The sequence below is a fragment of the Kribbella jejuensis genome (genome assembly GCF_006715085.1).
In the GTDB taxonomy this organism is placed as follows: domain Bacteria; phylum Actinomycetota; class Actinomycetes; order Propionibacteriales; family Kribbellaceae; genus Kribbella; species Kribbella jejuensis.
In genome coordinates, this window is sequence record NZ_VFMM01000001.1 from 1267876 (window position 1) to 1285381 (window position 17506).

Annotated in this window: 15 protein-coding genes; 9 read left to right on the top strand and 6 right to left on the bottom strand. The window is 67.3% G+C overall.

The genetic code is table 11. The features are described 5' to 3' along the window. Positions 1–44: 44 nt before the first annotated feature. Positions 45–1409, bottom strand: coding sequence for a chitinase (locus tag FB475_RS06130; RefSeq protein WP_141853339.1), 1365 nt, complete (start codon positions 1407–1409; stop codon positions 45–47). Next, on the bottom strand, positions 1406–3265 hold the full coding sequence (locus tag FB475_RS06135; RefSeq protein ID WP_141853341.1) for a lectin: 1860 nt from the start codon (positions 3263–3265) through the stop codon (positions 1406–1408). Before FB475_RS06135 ends, FB475_RS06130 begins: the two co-directional genes overlap by 4 nt. 223 nt (positions 3266–3488) lie before the next feature. Between FB475_RS06135 and FB475_RS06140 the strand changes: the two genes are divergently transcribed. Beyond that, on the top strand, positions 3489–4706 hold the full coding sequence (locus FB475_RS06140) for a glycoside hydrolase family 16 protein (protein ID WP_141853343.1): 1218 nt from the start codon (positions 3489–3491) through the stop codon (positions 4704–4706). Here FB475_RS06140 and FB475_RS06145 read toward each other — a convergent pair. Next, the gene (locus FB475_RS06145) at positions 4703–5878 is read right to left on the bottom strand and encodes an ROK family transcriptional regulator (RefSeq protein WP_141853344.1); all 1176 of its coding nucleotides are present in this window, start codon (positions 5876–5878) and stop codon (positions 4703–4705) included. The genes FB475_RS06140 and FB475_RS06145 overlap by 4 nt on opposite strands. Before the next feature lie 236 nt (positions 5879–6114). On the opposite strand from FB475_RS06145, the gene FB475_RS06150 reads away from it, so the two are divergent. From FB475_RS06150 to FB475_RS06180, 7 genes are all read left to right on the top strand, one after another. Continuing rightward, positions 6115–7140 (top strand): LacI family DNA-binding transcriptional regulator, encoded by a 1026-nt coding sequence (locus tag FB475_RS06150; RefSeq protein ID WP_141853348.1) that lies wholly within the window; start codon positions 6115–6117, stop codon positions 7138–7140. A 149-nt stretch (positions 7141–7289) separates the two neighbouring features. Then, positions 7290–8972 carry an ABC transporter substrate-binding protein gene (locus tag FB475_RS06155; protein ID WP_141853349.1) on the top strand — a complete coding sequence of 561 codons (1683 nt, stop codon included), beginning with the start codon at positions 7290–7292 and terminating at the stop codon, positions 8970–8972. A 57-nt stretch (positions 8973–9029) separates the two neighbouring features. Next, positions 9030–10043, top strand: coding sequence for an ABC transporter ATP-binding protein (locus FB475_RS06160; RefSeq protein ID WP_141853351.1), 1014 nt, complete (start codon positions 9030–9032; stop codon positions 10041–10043). Continuing rightward, on the top strand, positions 10040–11020 hold the full coding sequence (locus FB475_RS06165) for an ABC transporter permease (RefSeq protein ID WP_141853353.1): 981 nt from the start codon (positions 10040–10042) through the stop codon (positions 11018–11020). The genes FB475_RS06160 and FB475_RS06165 overlap by 4 nt, the downstream gene beginning before the upstream one ends. A 2-nt stretch (positions 11021–11022) precedes the next feature. Next, positions 11023–12054 carry an ABC transporter permease gene (locus FB475_RS06170; RefSeq protein WP_141853355.1) on the top strand — a complete coding sequence of 344 codons (1032 nt, stop codon included), beginning with the start codon at positions 11023–11025 and terminating at the stop codon, positions 12052–12054. Beyond that, a complete protein-coding gene (locus FB475_RS06175) occupies positions 12051–13049 on the top strand; it encodes an ABC transporter ATP-binding protein (protein ID WP_141853357.1) in 999 nt (332 codons plus the stop codon). Before FB475_RS06170 ends, FB475_RS06175 begins: the two co-directional genes overlap by 4 nt. 10 nt (positions 13050–13059) lie before the next feature. Then, a complete protein-coding gene (locus tag FB475_RS06180; protein WP_141853359.1) occupies positions 13060–14430 on the top strand; it encodes a GH1 family beta-glucosidase in 1371 nt (456 codons plus the stop codon). A gap of 41 nt (positions 14431–14471) precedes the next feature. Here the strand turns inward: FB475_RS06180 and FB475_RS37445 are convergent, their stop codons facing one another. The 3 genes from FB475_RS37445 to FB475_RS06195 form a co-directional block, all read right to left on the bottom strand. After that, on the bottom strand, positions 14472–14789 hold the full coding sequence (locus FB475_RS37445; RefSeq protein ID WP_238331989.1) for a hypothetical protein: 318 nt from the start codon (positions 14787–14789) through the stop codon (positions 14472–14474). Beyond that, positions 14786–15013, bottom strand: coding sequence for a hypothetical protein (locus FB475_RS06190; protein ID WP_141853360.1), 228 nt, complete (start codon positions 15011–15013; stop codon positions 14786–14788). Before FB475_RS06190 ends, FB475_RS37445 begins: the two co-directional genes overlap by 4 nt. Positions 15014–15121: 108 nt before the next feature. Beyond that, entirely contained in the window at positions 15122–15796 is a 675-nt protein-coding gene (locus FB475_RS06195) for a GAF and ANTAR domain-containing protein (RefSeq protein WP_141853362.1), read from the bottom strand. Between the two features lie 83 nt (positions 15797–15879). Here FB475_RS06195 and FB475_RS06200 point away from each other — a divergent pair, with 83 nt between their 5' ends. After that, the gene (locus tag FB475_RS06200; RefSeq protein ID WP_185759103.1) at positions 15880–17454 is read left to right on the top strand and encodes a beta-N-acetylhexosaminidase; all 1575 of its coding nucleotides are present in this window, start codon (positions 15880–15882) and stop codon (positions 17452–17454) included. The last annotated feature ends 52 nt before the right edge of the window (positions 17455–17506 follow it).

The window sequence follows — 17506 nt, forward strand, 5'->3', positions numbered from 1 at the left end:
AAACGGCCCACCTGGAAAGTTTCTCCAGGTGGGCCGCTCGGACGTCAGCCGCGGTAGCGGGCTACTACCTTGGTGAAGTCCCAGGGGTTTTGGGAGATGCCGGAGCAGCTGTCGGCGCTGCCGCCGGTGCACGGGCGGTCGCGGTTGACCGACCAGAACGTGAAGCGGGCCAGGTGGTGCGCCGACGCGTACGCCAGGTTCGACTCGAAGTCGGACAGGTTGACGCGCTCACCCGCGTTGTCGGTCAGCCCGTTCATCGACGAGATGCCGATCTTGCGGTACGCCGCGTCGTCGCTGAGCCCGTACGCCGACTTGACCGCGTTCTTCAGGCCGTCCGCCGCCTGCTGCGTCAGCGCGCCCATGTTCGTCGACCCGCCGCCGAAGTCGAACGGCATGATCACCCAGCCGTCCAGGTTCAGCCCGGACGCCGCGCCGCGGTGGATCAGGTCCAGCCCGTTCCCGTCCGGCCCGGTCTGCGTCGTACCGAAGGTCAGGTACGTCGTGATGCCCGGGTTGTTCTGCTCCACGATCTTCAGCGCGTCGACGACCTTCTGCCGGACCGCGGCCTGGGAGAATTCCTGGTCCTCGATGTCGATGTCGATCGCCTTCAGCGACAACGCGTTGATCACCTTCTGGTACGCCGCCGCCAGCTCACTCGCCGTACCGCAGCTCTGGCCGAGCTTGTTGCCGGACCACCCACCGATCGACACCACGACGTCGCCGCCGTTCGAGCGGATCGTGTTGATCGCCTGCTGATCGACACCGCCGGTCAGCGGCCGGCTGCCGTCCCACTGCGGATTGCAGTACCCGTTGGACAGGATGAACGCCATCGTGAACCACTTCACCCCGGTCGCGTTCATCACGGTCGCCGGGTTCGGCGGGTCGCCCCAGCCCTCGTACAGGTACGGCGCCGCCGCCATCGGCGCAGCGCCCGTACCACCGCCGTCAGCCGCGGGCACGTTCCACTTCTGGTTGGCAGTGCCCGCGCAGGTCCACAGCTGCAGCGGTGTGCCGTTGGCGGAGTTGTTGCCGGTGACATCGAGGCACTTGTTCGCCTGCGGGTTCACCAGATCACGACCGGAGGTGTACGTCCACTGCTGCGCGCCGGACCCGTTACAGGTCCACAGCTGGACCCGCGCACCGTCGGCTACGGATCCACCAGATACGTCCAGGCATTTGCCCAGAGCCCGCAGTGTCCCATCACTCGACCGAGACCACTGCTGGGCGCTGGTCCCGTTGCAGTCGTACAGCTGAACCGCCGTACCGTCAGCAGTCGCAGCCCCAGCAACGTCCATGCACTTCCCGGCCAGCCCGGTGACAGCACCTGTTGCTGCCTGCGCCGGCGAGGCCGTCATCAGCAGGCCGCCGCCCAGCACGAGCGTCGCGGCGACCGCGGCCAGGCGCCTCATGACACGACCCACTTCTGGTTCGCGGTGCCCCCGCACGTCCACAGCTGCAGCGGGGTGCCGTTGGCAGAGTTGTTGCCGGTCACATCGAGGCACTTGTTCGCCTGTGGATTCACCAGATCACTCCCACTCGTATAGGTCCATTGCTGGGCGGCAGACCCGTTACACGTCCACAGCTGCACACGAGCCCCGTTGGCCACGGAGCCTCCGGAAACGTCGAGACACTTGCCAAGCGCCCGCAGGGTCCCGTCACCAGGACGCTGCCACTGCTGGGCCGTCGTACCGTTGCAGTCGTACAGCTGGACCGCCGTACCGTCGGCGGTCGCTGCGCCGGCCACGTCCATGCACTTGCCGGCCAGACCGGTGATCTGACCACCGGAGCTTCCACCGCTCTGTGACCCGGACCACGTGAAGGTCGCGGAGGTCTGCGTGGGCAGTGTGTAGACGAAGGACTGCGAACCCCAGTTCACCCGCACCGATTGCGAGCTCCCCGTGGTGTTGTAGGCGATCAGGGCCTTCGAGCCGTCCGGGTTCTTCCACGCGACGTTCTTGACCGAGCTGTTCGCGGTCGAGTCGATCCGTAGCGCGCCAGGCTTCACGAACTTGGTCAGGTGGCCCATCGTGTAGTACTCGACGGTCTTGGTGACCTGGCCGCGCTGGCTGTCGTTGCGGTGCACGGTGACAAGCCCGGTGCAGACGTTGCAGCCGGCGCCGACGTACGGCAGGTGGTTCTCGTCCAGGGCGATGCCCCACTTGACCCACGACTTGTCCCAGTTGCGGGTGTAGTCGATCAGGTTGTTCATGTCCTCGGTCTGCTGGTTCGCGATCCAGGTACCGCCGGAGTGCTCGGTCATGTACGCGTTCACCGCCGGGTACTGGTTGTGGATCTGCGTCTGCAGGTTCACGTCACCGCCGTACCCGTGCCAGGCGATCCCGCCGAAGTTCGGGTCGCTCCGCAATGCGGCGTCCGCGAGCGGGACCGAACCGAGGTCGTTGTAGTTGCCCCAGTTGTAGTCGAGCACCAGGACCTTGGTCGTCAGCCCGGCCGCGTGCAGCGCCGGCAGCAGGTTGTTCTTGGTGAACTCGAGCAGCCCGGAGCCGTTCCAGTTCATCGAGGCGTAGCCGGTGCTGTCCGTACCGCAGCAGGTCGGTTCGTTCTGCACCGAGATGTAGTCGATGTGGTTGCCCTGGGCCTCGTTCTGCTGCAGGTACTTGACGAAGTACTGCGCGTACGTCGGGTAGTACTCGGCCTTCAGCCAGCCGCGGTGGACGAAGTCGTTGTTGTCCTTCATCCAGGCCGGTGCACTCCAAGGCGAGCCCATCACTTTCAGGTTCGGATTGAGCGCCCGGGCCTGTTTGGTGAGCGGTACGACGTCCGCCAGGTCGTGCTGGATGCTGAAGTCGTTCAGGTCGCAGCACGTGTCGTCGTAGGAGTAGTTGAACCGGGCGAGGTCGGAGGCGCCCATCGGATTACGGACGAAGGACAGGCCGATCCCGTTCACCGGGTCGAACAGGTCCTTCATCACCTGGTCGCGGGTGGCCGCTGAGATCACGCCGCTGCTGTTCAGCAGCCAGGCGGAACTGTCGGCGAACGACGCTCCGCCGCCCTCGAACGACTGGTACGTCGTGTTCTCGTTGACCGTGACGGTCTGGTTGGCCGTTCCGCCGGCCGGGCCGAAGTTCACCGGGGCCTGCTGCTGCAGCCCGCGGGTGACGTTACGGCCGGCGGAGTCGTTGGTGGTGGTCAGCCAGACGTTGACCTGTTCTCCGGCGGCCTGCGCCGGTGGTGCGGTGCCGACACCGAGCCCGGCGGCGGCTACGCAGAGCGCAGCGACCACGGGCGGCAGGAAGCGTTTCATGGGGGCGGTTCTCCCTTGTTTCAAAGGAAGTTCATGACGGCGCCTGCCCGCGCCGCAACTGCTGGTCAGCACGAGGTAACCATCGGTGAGGACTCGTGTCAACGCCGGAACCGAGACTTTTTTCAGATCTTTTAATTAGTCCCGGGGTTGACGTGGGAGCGTTCTCACGGCACGCTGCCGCCCAATCACTCCTCATTCACGACGCCCCCGAAATGAGGTACTCATGAAGCGTCTTGCGCTGCTCGCGATCGGTGCCGCCTTGGTCGGCACATCTCTCTTCCAACCCGCCGCCACGGCGCACCAGCAGGCCGCCGCGGCGACCACGGCAACCGTCTGGGAGGACAACTTCGACGGCCCGGCCGGCCAGGCCCCCGATCCCGCCAAGTGGCGGTACGACATCGGTGGCGGCGGCTGGGGCAACAGCGAACTGGAGTACTACACCAACAGCACCCGCAACTCCGCACTGGACGGCAACGGCAACCTGGTGATCACCGCCCGGAAGGAGAGCGGTGGCTTCAACTGCTGGTACGGCCCGTGCCAGTACACGTCCGCCCGGCTGCTGACCGCGCAGACGTTCACCCAGACGTACGGCAGGTTCGAGGCGCGGATCAAGATCCCCCGCGGCCAAGGCCTCTGGCCGGCGTTCTGGATGCTCGGCGGCACCAACTGGCCGAACGACGGCGAGATCGACATCATGGAGAACATCGGCAAGGAACCGGCCACCGTGCACGGCACGATCCACGGCCCGGGGTACTCCGGTGCGAACGGGATCGGTGCCGCGTACAACCATCCGAACGGCTGGTCGTTCGCCGACGACTTCCACACGTTCGCGGTCGACTGGGCACCGGACTCGATCACCTGGTCGGTCGACGGCGTGCAGTACGAGCGCCGTACGCCGGCTGACCTGAACGGCAACACCTGGGTCTTCAACCACCCGTTCTTCATGATCATGAACGTGGCGGTCGGCGGCGGCTGGCCGGGCAACCCGGACGGCACCACGGTGATGCCGCAGACGATGACCGTCGACTACGTACGGGTCTCCACCCTCGGCAGCACAGGTGGTACCGGCTCGCAGATCACCGGCCTGGCCGGCAAGTGCCTCGACGTCGCCGGCGCGAACTCCGCCGACGGCACGCCGGTGCAGCTCTACGACTGCAACGGTACGAACGCGCAGAAGTGGACGCGCCCCGGCGACGGGACGATCCGTGCCCTGGGCAAGTGTCTCGACGTGAACGCCGCGTCGGTGGCCGACGGCGCCAAGGTCCAACTGTGGACCTGCAACGGGACCGGAGCACAGCAGTGGACGTACAGCTCCGCGCACGACTTGGTGAATCCACCGGCGAACAAATGTCTCGATGTCACCGGCAACAATTCCGCCAACGCCACACCGACCCAACTCTGGACCTGCAGTGGCGCCGCCAACCAGAAGTGGATCGTCTAGTGCACTGCGCCTCCGTCGCGCAGTAGGCGTACTACGGGGAGGGTCGCGGCGCCGAGTGCAACGGCGTCGCGGCCCAGTTCGCACAGCACGATCGAGACCTGGGCGTACGGCCGGCGCAGCGCGTGCTTGGCCACCTCGGCCCGCAACTCGTCGAGGTACTTCTCCCCCAGCAGCAACCCGGCCCAGCCGCCGAGCACGATCCGCTCGGGATTGACCAGGTTCACCAGGTTCGCGAATCCCGCTGCCAGATAGCCGATCGTGTCCGACACGACCGTTGCCGCCGGCTCCGACGTCGACTCCAGCAGTTGGACGAACGCGGCCTCTTCGTCACCGTCGAGCACGCCGCCCGCCAACCGGTACCGGTCCAGCACGCCTTCCGCGCCGACGTACGCCTCGAGGCAGCCGAGCGCGCCGCAGCGGCACTGCCGGCCGCCGTACACGATCGTCATGTGGCCCCACTCGCCCGCGCTGCTGCGCGCGCCGCGGTAACTCGATCCGCCTGCCACCAAAGCGGATCCGACGCCCGAGCCGACCAGCGCGACCACCGCGTCGGTCGCGCCGCGGCCCGCGCCGAACCACATCTCGGCCTGGCCGAGCATGTTCGCGCCGTTGTCGAGGTGCACCGGGATATCGGTGCCCTCGGCAAGCATCGCGGCGAGCGGTACGGCGTCCCAGCCGAGCGTCTGCGCGTCGACGACCGCGTTGTCCTCGACCACGCCGGACACCGCCACCCCGAGTCCGAGCACCTGCGCGGGCTGCACGCCGGACGACGCGACAACGGTCGAAAGCCCTTCCAGGACGTGCTTCACGACCTCTTCGGGGGTCGGCTCGCTGACCGGATGGTCGGCCCGCGCCAGGACGTTCATCGCCAGGTCGAACAGCTCCACCCGGACCCGGGTCTCGCCGACCTCGGCGCCGACGACGTACCGAAACGTTGGCGCCACCCGCAACAGGACCCGCGGCCGGCCGCCCTCGGACTCGACCGAGCCGGCCTCCTCGACCAGACCCTCGGCGATCAGTTCGGCGACCAGGTTGCTCACGCTGGCGGCACTCAGCGACGTCCGGACGGTCAGCTCCTGGCGGCTCAACGGACCCTCGCGGTAGATGCTGGTGAGGATCACCGAGCGGTTGGACCGGCGCATGTCCCGCACCGTGGTCCGGCGTACTTCCATCCTCGACCTCACCCTGCCCGGCCCCGGGCAGGGCCGCTCGCCCCCGAGTCCATCATGCCGCCCGCGCGGGACGGAAGAGCTCCCTTCTTCCAGATCGTGAACTAAGTCCCGTTTCGTTACCGCTCCGTGATTGACGGCCCGTCGCGGTCTCGGCTTTGATCTACGGAACCGCTTCCGAAACCGGTTCCGGCCCATTCGTCCCGCGTCAGCCCCGACCGCCCGAGGGGAGATCCAGCGTGTCCATCACCATCGCCGATGTCGCGGCCCGTGCCGGTGTCAGCAAGACGACCGTGTCGCGCGTCCTCAACGGCAAGGGCGAGCTGGACCTGCGGACCGCCGAACGGGTCCGGCAGGTGATCGAGGAACTCGGGTACGTGCCGAGCGCCCGTGCTGTCGGCCTGGCCCGCGGCCGGACGCGGATCGTCGGGATGCTCGTCCCGTCGCTCACCTGGCCCTGGATGGGCGAGGTGCTGCAGGGTGCCGTCGACGTGGTTGAGAGCGAGGGCTACGGGCTGCTGCTGTTCACCTTCAACCGGGGTGCGGAATCCATGCAGCAGTTCGCCTCCCAGGTCTCGTCGCAGTCCTTCGACGGCCTGCTGGTGATCGAGCCCGAGGGCACCCTCACCTACATCGAGCAACTGCACGCGCGCGGTCTCCCGGTGGTCCTGATCGACGACCGGGACAAGCGCCCACAGTTCCCGTCCGTCGCCACCACCAACTACGCAGGCGGTGAGTCCGCCGCCCGGCACCTGCTGGAGCTCGGCCGCCGCCGGCCACTGGTGGTCACCGGCGTCGAACGCTTCGGCTGTACGCACGAACGCCTGGACGGTTTCCGCGACACCTACGCGGCGGCCGGGATCGAGCTCGACCCGAGACTCGTGTTCGAAGGCGACTTCACCTACGAGAGCGGCCGTCGCGGCGTCCAGCATGCCCTCGGCGAGCGGCTCGAGTTCGACGCGGTCTTCGCCCACAACGACCTGTCCGCCGGCGGCGCCGTCCAGGCCGTCCGGGAGACCGGACGGAACGTACCGAGTGACGTGTCGGTGGTCGGCTTCGACGACATCCCGTACGCCGAACACACCGAGCCGCCGCTGACCACGGTGCATCAGCCGATGCGCCAGATGGGTCAGGCCGCGGCCCGGATGCTGATGGGGTACTTCGGCGGCACGCCGCTGCCACAGGCCCCGCAAGTACTGCCGACGACGCTGATCGTCCGCAGTTCAACCGCCCCGAAGAACAGCACCCGAAGCAGGTCCCACTAGAGCTCCGGCGGCGGGGCAGCTGCCCCTGCTCCGCCGCCGGCGTACTCGCCCGATCGGCGTGAGCTCTTCCCATGAGAGCGCTTTCACGCCAGGATGCACTGGCCCACCGGCTCAGGGTGGGCCACCGCCAACGGAACACAGGAGGAACGATGCGAGCACGACGCACAGTCGCGCTGGCCCTCGCGGGCCTGCTCGCGGCAGCCACCCTGGCTGCTTGTAGTAACGGGGACGGTAAGGCTGCCGAGAACGGCTCAGGCGGCGGCGCTACTGTCCTCAACATCGGCATGCCGAACGGACCCCAGACCGAGAACCACAACCCGTTCCTCGGCTCCTCCTCGGGCGCCTCGCTGGGGTACCGCTGGATGATCTTCGAGCCGCTGGTGATGATCAACGGGATCAAGCCCACCGAACCGGGCAAGCCCTGGCTGGCGACCGAGTGGAAGTGGGACGCCAACTACACCAAGCTGTCGCTGACCATCCGCGACGGCGTGAAGTTCTCCGACGGCCGGCCGATGACCGCCGACGACGTCGCGTACTCGTTCCAGATCCGCAAGGACAACGAGGGCCTGAACTCCGACGCGATCCCGTACGGCACGATCACCGCGTCCGGCAACAAGGTGGACCTGACCTTCACCAGGTCGCAGTTCACCAACCAGAACAAGATCCTGACCGTGTTCGTGATCCCGAAGCACCAGTGGTCGACGATCAAGGACCCGACCCAGGACACCCTGAAGAACCCGATCGGCACCGGCCCGTACACGGTCAAGTCGTTCACCCCGCAGACCACGACGCTGACGTTGCGCGACTCGTACTGGCAGGCGCTACCGAAGGTCAAGGAGCTGCGGTACACGTCGTACAACGACAACAACGCGCAGACCACCGCGCTGGCGAACGGCTCGTCGGAGTGGAGCTTCGTGTTCGTGCCGAACGTGAAGGCCGTCTACCAGGACAAGGACCCGGCGCACCACAAGCTCTGGTTCCCGGCGAACCTCGGTATCCACGGCCTGTGGATCAACACCACCCGCAAGCCCTTCGACAACCCGGCGTTGCGGCGCGCGATGAACCTGGTGATCAACCGCGACGACATCTTCAACCAGGGCGAGGCCGGGTACTTCTACCCGAAGGTCGAGTCGATGACCGGCATCCCGACGCCGGCCGGTGAGTCCTTCATCGCCCCGGAGTACAAGGACCTCAAGCACAAGGTCGACGTCGACGCCGCCAAGAAGGAGCTCACCGACGCGGGCTTCAAGCTCGACGGCGACACGCTCAAGGACCCGACCGGCAAGCCGGTGACGATCACGCTGACCGACCCGGCCGGCTGGTCCGACTACATCACCGACCTGGAGATCATCAAGGACAACCTGTCCACGATCGGCATCAAGGCGAGCGTCGACAAGGCCAACCAGGACGCCTGGTTCAAGAACATCGACGAGGGCAACTTCGACGCCGCGATGCACTGGACCAACGGCGGCGCGACGCCGTACGACATCTACCAGAACATCATGGACGGCAAGATCCTGAAGCCGGTCGGCAAGGGCGGCGTGAGCGGTAACTACGGGCGGTTCAACAGCCCGGAGGCGACCAAGGCGCTGGACCAGTACGCCAACGCCGCGGACGACGCGACCCGCACCAGCGCGCTGAACACGCTGCAGAAGATCATGGTCGAGCAGATGCCGATCATCCCCACCTCGGCGTCCAACGTCGGCGGTCTCTACAGCACCAAGAACTGGGTCGGCTGGCCCGATGAGCAGAACCAGTACGGGCCGGCGCAGCCGACCCAGCAGAACGCTCTGCAGATCATCCTGAACCTGAAGCCGGCCGGCAGCCAGTAACAGCTGATCGCGGCGCCAGGCCCTCGACGGGCCTGGCGCCGTTTCGAGGAGAGACTGATGACGGTCACCGAGACCGAGGTTGTTCTGGAGGCCGAGGGCCTCACCAAGCATTTCCCGGTACGGCGTGGAGTCCGCGACCTGCTGTCCCGCGAGCACAAGGCCGTGCACGCGGTGGACGACGTACGGATCACGCTGCGCCGGGGCCGGGTCACCGCGCTGGTCGGTGAGTCCGGGTCGGGCAAGTCCACCGTCGCGCGGCTGATGGCCCAGCTGTACGGGCGGACCGCCGGCGAGATCCGGTTGCACGGTTCACCGGTGACAGTGCGCGGCGGCCGGAAGTTCCGGGCGTACGCGCGCAAGGTCCAGATGATCTTCCAGGACCCGTTCGCCTCGCTGAACCCGACGCACACCGTGCGGTACCACCTGACCCGTGCGCTGAAGATCCACGGCCGCGCCGGCGATCTCGAGCAGAACCTGCGCGCGTTGCTGGAGCAGGTGCAGCTCACTCCCCCGGAGCGTTATCTCGACAAGTTTCCGCACGAGCTGTCCGGCGGTCAGCGGCAGCGGGTGTCGATCGCCCGCGCGCTCGGCGCCGATCCCGAGGCGCTGCTCGCGGACGAGCCGGTGTCGATGCTCGACGTGTCGATCCGGCTCGGCGTACTGAACCTGCTCCGGGACCTGAAGGAGCGGCTCAACCTGGCGATCCTCTACATCACCCACGACATCGCCTCGGCGCGGTACTTCGCCGACGAGACGCTGGTGATGTACGCGGGCCGGATGGTCGAGGGTGGCGACTCGGAAACCGTGACCCAGCACCCCGCGCACCCGTACACCCGGCTGCTGATCGAGAGCGCGCCGGACCCCGATCGGCTCGGGCAACTGGGTACGCCGGAGGACCAGGCCGGCGGCGAACCGCCCAGCCTGATCGCACCGCCGACCGGCTGCCGCTTCAACCCGCGCTGCGTGTACGCGATGCCGAAGTGCTCGACCGAGCTGCCGCCCCGCTTCGAGCTGCCGACGGCCGGTCATTGGGCCGCCTGCTGGCTCTACGAAGAGGAGCCGGCGCGATGAAGTTTCTCCTGCAGCGCGTCGCCTTCTACCTCTTCACCGCGTGGGCCGCGCTGACCATCAACTTCTTCATCCCCCGGCTGATCCCCGGCGACCCGGTCACCTCGCTGATGGCGAAGTACCAGGGCCAGCTGAGCACCGAAGCCATCCACTCGCTCTACGTACTCTTCGGCTTGGACAAGCACGCCTCGCTCTGGAGCCAGTACGTCGACTACTGGGGACAGGTCTTCCACGGCGACCTCGGGCTGTCGTTCACGTTCTTCCCGACACCGGTCTCCGAAATCCTCCGGCAGAGCCTGCCGTGGACGATCGCACTGGTCGGTATCACCACCTTCGCCAGCTTCATGATCGGTACGTCGCTGGGCGTGATCGCGGGCTGGCGGCGCGGCTCGCTGATGGACGGCTTGTTGCCGGTGACAACGTTCCTGTCGTCGATCCCGTACTTCTGGCTCGGTCTGCTGGCGATCGCGCTGCTGGCCGGTCCGGACAGCTTCTTCCCGTCGTCGGGCGGCTACGAGCCGGGGCTGGTCCCGTCGTGGACCTCCGGCTTCATCGGCAGCGCCGTACAGCACAGTCTGCTGCCGGCGATCACGATCCTGATCTCGTCGGTGAGCGGCTGGATCCTGACCATGCGGAACATGATGGTGACGGTTGCGTCCGAGGACTACATCACGGTTGCCCACGCCAAGGGTCTGCCGGAACGCCGGGTGATGGTCAGCTACGCGGCCCGGAACGCGTTGCTGCCGAACGTTTCCGGGTTCGCTCTGTCGCTCGGCTTCATCGTCGGCGGCACGCTGCTGGTGGAAATCGTGTTCTCCTACCCGGGCATCGGCTACAACCTGTTCCAGGCCGTCGGCGCCAAGGACTACCCGCTGATGCAGGGGGTCTTCCTGGTCATCACGCTGTCGGTGCTGGTCGCCAACTTGCTCGCCGACGTCGCGTACCTGCTCCTCGACCCGCGCACCCGCAAGGAGGGCTGACCGTGTCCGCACCCACGAGCACCATCACCGCGGTCACACCGGAGGGCCCGGAGGTCGAGGCCGCCCCGGCCAAGCGCCGGCGGCTCCGGTTCGTGGCCAATCCGAAGGCGGCGACCGGCCTCGTCGTACTGGCGTTCTTCTGCCTGATCGCGATCATCGGCCCGTGGATCGCGCCGTACGACCCGTCCGCCCGTAGCAGCGACCTGATCCAGGCGCCGTCCGGCAAGCACTGGTTCGGTACGACGCACCTCGGCCAGGACATCTTCAGCCAGGTGCTCGTCGGCACCCGCGGCGTGATGTTCGTCGGGCTGCTCGCCGGGCTGGTCGCGACCGCGCTGTCGATCCTGATCGGCGTCAGCGCGGGCTTCCTCGGCGGCGCCGCGGACGACAGCCTGTCCGCGCTGTCGAACGTCTTCCTGGTGATTCCGGCGTTGCCGCTGATCATCATCGTGGCGTCCACGATTCCGTCCGCGGGTGACCTGATGGTTGCCCTCGTCATCGGACTCACGTCCTGGGCCTGGGGTGCGCGGGTGTTGCGCGCGCAGACGTTGTCCCTGCGCCGCCGGGACTACGTCGAGGCCGCGCGGGCGACCGGTGAGAGTACCTGGCGGATCATCACGTTCGAGATCATGCCGAACCTGACCGCGATCATCGCCTCCGGTTTCGTCGGTACGGTGATCTTCGCGGTGATGTCCGAGATCACGCTGGCGTTCATCGGCATCTCGACGATCTCCGAGTGGAACTGGGGCACGATCCTGTTCTGGGCGCAGTCGCAGCAGGCACTGGCCCAGGGCGCCTGGTGGTGGTTCGTCCCGGCCGGGCTGGCGATCGCAGTGTTGGGAACGGCCCTGTCGTTGGTCAACTTCGGTATCGACGAGTTCGTCAGCCCGCGGTTGCGGTCGAGCGGTCATACCCGGGTGAAGACGAAGGACGGTCACACCGTGCGGATGCGGGTCGGGTTCACGCCGGTGCTCTCGACGCAGCAGCCGGTGACCCCCGTCGTACCGCGCCGTGCTGAGGAGGAGGTCGCGTGAAGACGCCGGTGCTGGAGATCAAGAACTTCAACGTCGACTACGGGCTCGGCTCCTCGTCCGTGCAGGCCGTGCGCGACGTGACGCTGACGCTGCACCGTGGCGAGGTACTCGGACTCGCCGGAGAAAGCGGTAGCGGAAAGTCCACACTGGCGTACGGCGTCACGCGGCTGCTGCCGCCACCGGGCGTGATCAGCGGCGGGTCGGTCGTGTACCACCCGGCGTCGGGCGATCCGTACGACGTGATGGCGCTGACCGACGCGGAACTGCGGAAGTTCCGCTGGGCGGAGACGTCGATCGTTTTCCAGGGCGCGATGAACTCGCTGAACCCGGTGCACAAGGTCTCGACGCAGATGCTCGACGTGATCAAGGCCCACGAACCCGGACTGTCGCCGCAGGCCCGGACCGCGCGCGCCCAGGACATGCTGAAGCTGGTCGGCATCTCCGCGGACCGGATGGACGCGTACCCGCATCAACTGTCCGGTGGTATGCGCCAACGGGTGATGATCGGGATGGCGCTCGTCCTCGAGCCGCAGGTCGTGATCATGGACGAACCGACCACCGCCCTCGACGTGGTGATGCAACGCCAGATCCTCGCCCAACTCGTGGAACTGCGCGAACGCCTCGGCTTCTCGGTCCTGTTCATCACCCACGACCTCTCCCTGCTGGTCGAATTCTCCGACCGGATCGCGATCATGTACGGCGGCCGTATCGTCGAAGAAGCCCGCTCAGCAGACCTGTACCGCGACTCCCTCCACCCCTACAGCGAAGGCCTGCTCCGATCGTTCCCTGCATTACGAGGAGAACGGCGCGAGCTGACCGGCATACCAGGTTCGCCCCCCGACCTCCGCGGCATGCCTTCCGGCTGCTCGTTTCACCCGCGCTGCCCGCACGCCTTCGACCGCTGCTCCGTCGACATCCCCGTGCTGGGAATCCCGACGTCCCGCAACGACCCCAACAGATCTGTCGCGTGCTGGCTGCCTGGCCGCACCGCCTAGAAAGGCATCTATGACCCTCCCCAAGGGACTCCCCGACAACTTCCGCTGGGGCGTCGCCACCTCCGCCTACCAGATCGAAGGTGCGGTCACCGAAGACGGCCGCACCCCGTCGATCTGGGACACCTTCTGCCAGGTACCGGGCGCGATCGACAACGGCGACACCGGCGACATCGCCTGCGACCACTACCACCGGATGCCGGCCGACGTCGCCCTGATCAAGGAGCTCGGTCTGGACACGTACCGCTTCTCGGTCGCCTGGCCGCGCGTCCAGCCGCGCGGCAAGGGCCCGGTCAACCCGGCCGGCCTCGGCTTCTACGACCGGCTCGTCGACGAACTGCTTGCCCAGGGCATCGACCCGTGGGTGACGCTGTACCACTGGGACCTGCCGCAGGAACTCGAGGACGCGGGCGGCTGGCCGGAGCGCGACACGGCGTACCGGTTCGCGGAGTACTCGATGCTGGTGTTCGACGGGTTGAAGGACCGCGTCAACACCTGGACCACGCTGAACGAGCCGTGGTGCTCGGCGATGCTCGGGTACGCGTACGGCGCGCACGCCCCCGGGCGCCGCGAGTACCCGGCCGCGCTGGCCGCCGTACACCATCTGCTCCTCGGTCACGGTCTCGCGACGGTCGCGATGCGCTCCGCTTCACCACGTCCGTTGGACATCGGCATCACGCTGAACGTCGCCACGGCGTACCCGGCCTCGGACGCCGCGCCCGACGTCGACGCCGCGCGCCGGGCGGACGGGATGGGCCGGCGCATCTACCTCGACCCGCTGGTCCACGGCCACTACCCCGCCGACGTGGTCGCCGACTTGGCCCGCGAGGGCGTCGAACTCCCGATCGAGGACGGCGACCTGGAGATCATCTCCGCACCGATCGACGTGCTCGGCGTCAACTACTACTTCAGCCAGAAGTTCACCGGGTACGCCGAGGACGGTAGCACTGTCGACGCGAACGGTCTCCCGATCAGCCGCGACGTACCCCTCGGCAAGCCCCGCACCGCGATGGACTGGGAGATCGTCCCCGAAGGCTTCACCGACCTCCTGCTCTCCATCGCCCACGACTACCCCGGCCTGCCGATGGTCATCACCGAGAACGGCTCCGCCTTCGACGACGTACCCGACGCCGACGGCTTTGTCGACGACACCGACCGCACCGCCTACTTCACGTCCCACCTGGCCGCAGTGGCCGACGCGATCCAGCAGGGCGCCGACGTCCGCGGCTACCTGGCCTGGTCCCTCCTCGACAACTTCGAATGGGCCTACGGCTACGTCAAACGCTTCGGCATCGTCCGAGTCGACTACGAAACCCAATCCCGAACCCCCAAAGCCAGCGCCCACCACCTCAAATCCCTGGCAGAGCAACACCGCGCGCGGTGACTGACGGAGGAGTCCGCCTCGCGCGGACTCCTCCGTCCGGGTCAGCCGGCTTCTCTGTGGCTCTCGAGGTACTCGGTCAGTGCCTCGCGCATGATCTCGCTCGGCTTACGCTTGCGGCTGCTCGCGAATGCTTCCAGATCAGCGTCGAGCGCTCGCGGAAGTCGCACCTGGCGCACCGGCGACTTCTCCCCCGGTACCGCGTCGGGGTCGATCGACGGGCGTCCTCCCCGGGAACGCTCGACCAGTTCGCGACCGAAGTCGGCGGCGTCCGCACCGCGAAGGCTCGTCCTCGAGTTCTCGGGCAGGCTCATGTCGTGCTCGGCCCACTTGGCCGCGCCTTCGTAGTCCTTGTCAGTCACTTGTCCTCCTCAAGCCGCTCGAGGTGTTTGGGCCTGGCGACCATCACGTGAAAGATGTGCAGATCCCGAGGCGGCGTCCGGATGAAGAGCGTCGGCCGGACCGTCGCCGGTGGCCGCGGCTCATCGAACTCGCGCTCGACGTAGTACGCGTTCATGATCGCCTGCAACGCGTCCTCATGGTCGATGCCATGCTTGTCTGCGCTCGGTGCCCACGTGATCGCCATCGCGGTAATGTACTACAAAACGGCCTTTTGCAATACATAACCTCTCCAAGAGAGTACAGCCCGCCGACCGGGCGCACCACCCTCAGCTCACAGTTCGGCCGTTGCGTGTCAGCTGTCCTTGGTGGTGGCGACGATTTGTTCGGCTACTGCTCGGAGTTTGACGTTGCCGTCCTGGGAGAGTCTGGTGAGGAAGGCGAAGGCGCGGTCGTCGGTGAGTTTGTAGCGTTCCATCACGATGCCGACGGCGTTGCCGATCAGGCCGCGGGTGCGGACGGCCTCCTGCAGGTTCTGGATCTCCTGGGCGTAGCCGATCGCCAGCGCGGCCTGGTGCTTGAACAGTTCGCCGAGCGCGCCGAGATCGCCGAACGCGCCGGCTTTCCGGGCGTACAGGTTCAGCGCGCCGCGCGACTTCGGGGCATCGAACAGCCGGATGCCGGCCTGGGCCTCGATGCCGGCCGCGACCGCGGTGGCGGCGTACCGCGGAAAGCGCGGATCGTCGTCGAGGTTCGGTGAGACAACGTGGACGGAGTCGGCGGCGGCGTCGTAGCACGGCCCTTCCCGCAGTTCGTACTGGGCGGCGTCGACTCCCCACAGCAAATCATCGGTCGGCGCGACCGTTTCCAGCCGCCCGTCGGCGTGCAGCACGGTGATGCTGGCGTAGTCGACTTCCGGCAGCACCTCGACCGCTGCGGCAGTGATCCTGCTCAGCGTATGGTCGAGGTCACCCGGGGTGAGCACCTTCGCCAGGTGCTCAGCCTGCGCCATCAGCCGTCGCGTATCCATCCATGCCCGGTACCCACCCCGAATGCTCCCGATTCCGCCGCTGTCCCTGGGCGAGGAACGCCGCACTGCAGCAGAATCGTCGAATGGACCTTCCCGTCATCCCCGCTCCGGCGACGCTTACCGTAAGTGACGAAACCTTCACTCTCACCGCAACGTCAGGTGTCACCACGCCACCCGAACTGGCAGGCCCGGTAGCCCGGTTCGTCGAAGCAGTCGCGGCCGACACGGGCCTCGTCCTGACGGGCAGTTCCGGCATCACCGTCGAACTGGCCGCCGTAGACGGCGTACCACCTTCCACTGGTCTACGCGCCGATGGTGGACAAACGGATGAGCGGTACGGGGTCGAGGTTTCCGCCGGCGGTGTGCGCGTGTGGGGAGCCACGCCGGAGGGTGTGCATCGAGGGCTGACCTCGCTGCGGCAACTGATTTCCGCGCAGCTCCACGACGGTACGGCGGTTCTTCCGGCGACCAGGTTCGTCGACGGGCCACGGTTCGCGTGGCGTGGATTGTCGCTCGACGTCGTACGGACGTTCCACGCACCGGACGAAGTACGCCGGATCATCGACATGCTCGACCTCTACAAGCTGAACGTGCTGCACCTCCACCTGACCGACGACCAGGGCTGGCGGGTCGAGGTACCGTCTCGTCCCGCGCTGACCGAGGTGGGTGCCGCCGGCGCCCTCGGCGACCGCCCCGGCGGCTACTACACCCAGCAGGAGCTCGCCGACCTCGTCGCGTACGCCGCCGACCGGTACATCACCGTCGTACCTGAGATCGACATGCCCGGCCACACCGCCGCCGTCTTCAAGGCCTACCCGCACCTCGCCCCCGCCGAACCGCAAACGGTTGACCTCGGCAACGGTGACAAGCTCAACCTCGGCACCTTGGACCCAGCACGAGACGAGACCTGGTCCTTCGTCGCGGACGTCCTGGACGCCGTCATCCCGCAGTTCCCCGGCAGTGCATACGTACACATCGGCGGCGACGAAACCTGGGGCATGTCCGACGAGGACCACGCCGCGTTCGTCGAGAAGGCATCCGGGCTGGTCCGGGAACGCGGCAAACGGGTCGTGGGCTGGCAGGAGATCGCCCGCGCGAAACTCGACCCGAACGACCTCGTGCAGTACTGGCTCGACCTCGACATCGACAACATGCCCGACAACCCGGACGCGCCAACCCCGCCCGCGGAGCTCCTCCCGGTCCTGGTCGAGGCGCTCCGCAAAGCGAAGTACGACGCCCCGAAGGCGCTCGAGCAAGGCGCCAAGCTGATCGTCTCGCCCGTCACCTGGCTGTACTTCGACCGCCCGCACGCCGACGCCTCCACGGACCCCGCGCAGGAGGTGGCCCGCGCACGCCTGGGCCTCAAGTTCTACGGCGCGGCCTCGCTCGAACACGGCGTCACCTGGGACCCGGCTGACGTCGTCGCCCCGGACCAGATCGCCGGCGTCGAGGCCGCGATCTGGTGCGAAACCATCACAAACTCCGACGACCTCGAACTCCTCCTCCTGCCGCGCATCCCCGGTCTCGCCGAGAAGGCATGGTCCCAGCAGACCACCACCATCTGGCCGGAGTACGCCGCCCGGCTGGCGCAGCACTCGCCCGCCTGGCGAAATCGTGGCTGGACCTGGCTGCAGTCGACCGAGGTGGATTGGAAATAGCAGATGAGGGCGGCCCACCACGGGGCCGCCCTCTCCTCACCGCAGCTGGGTA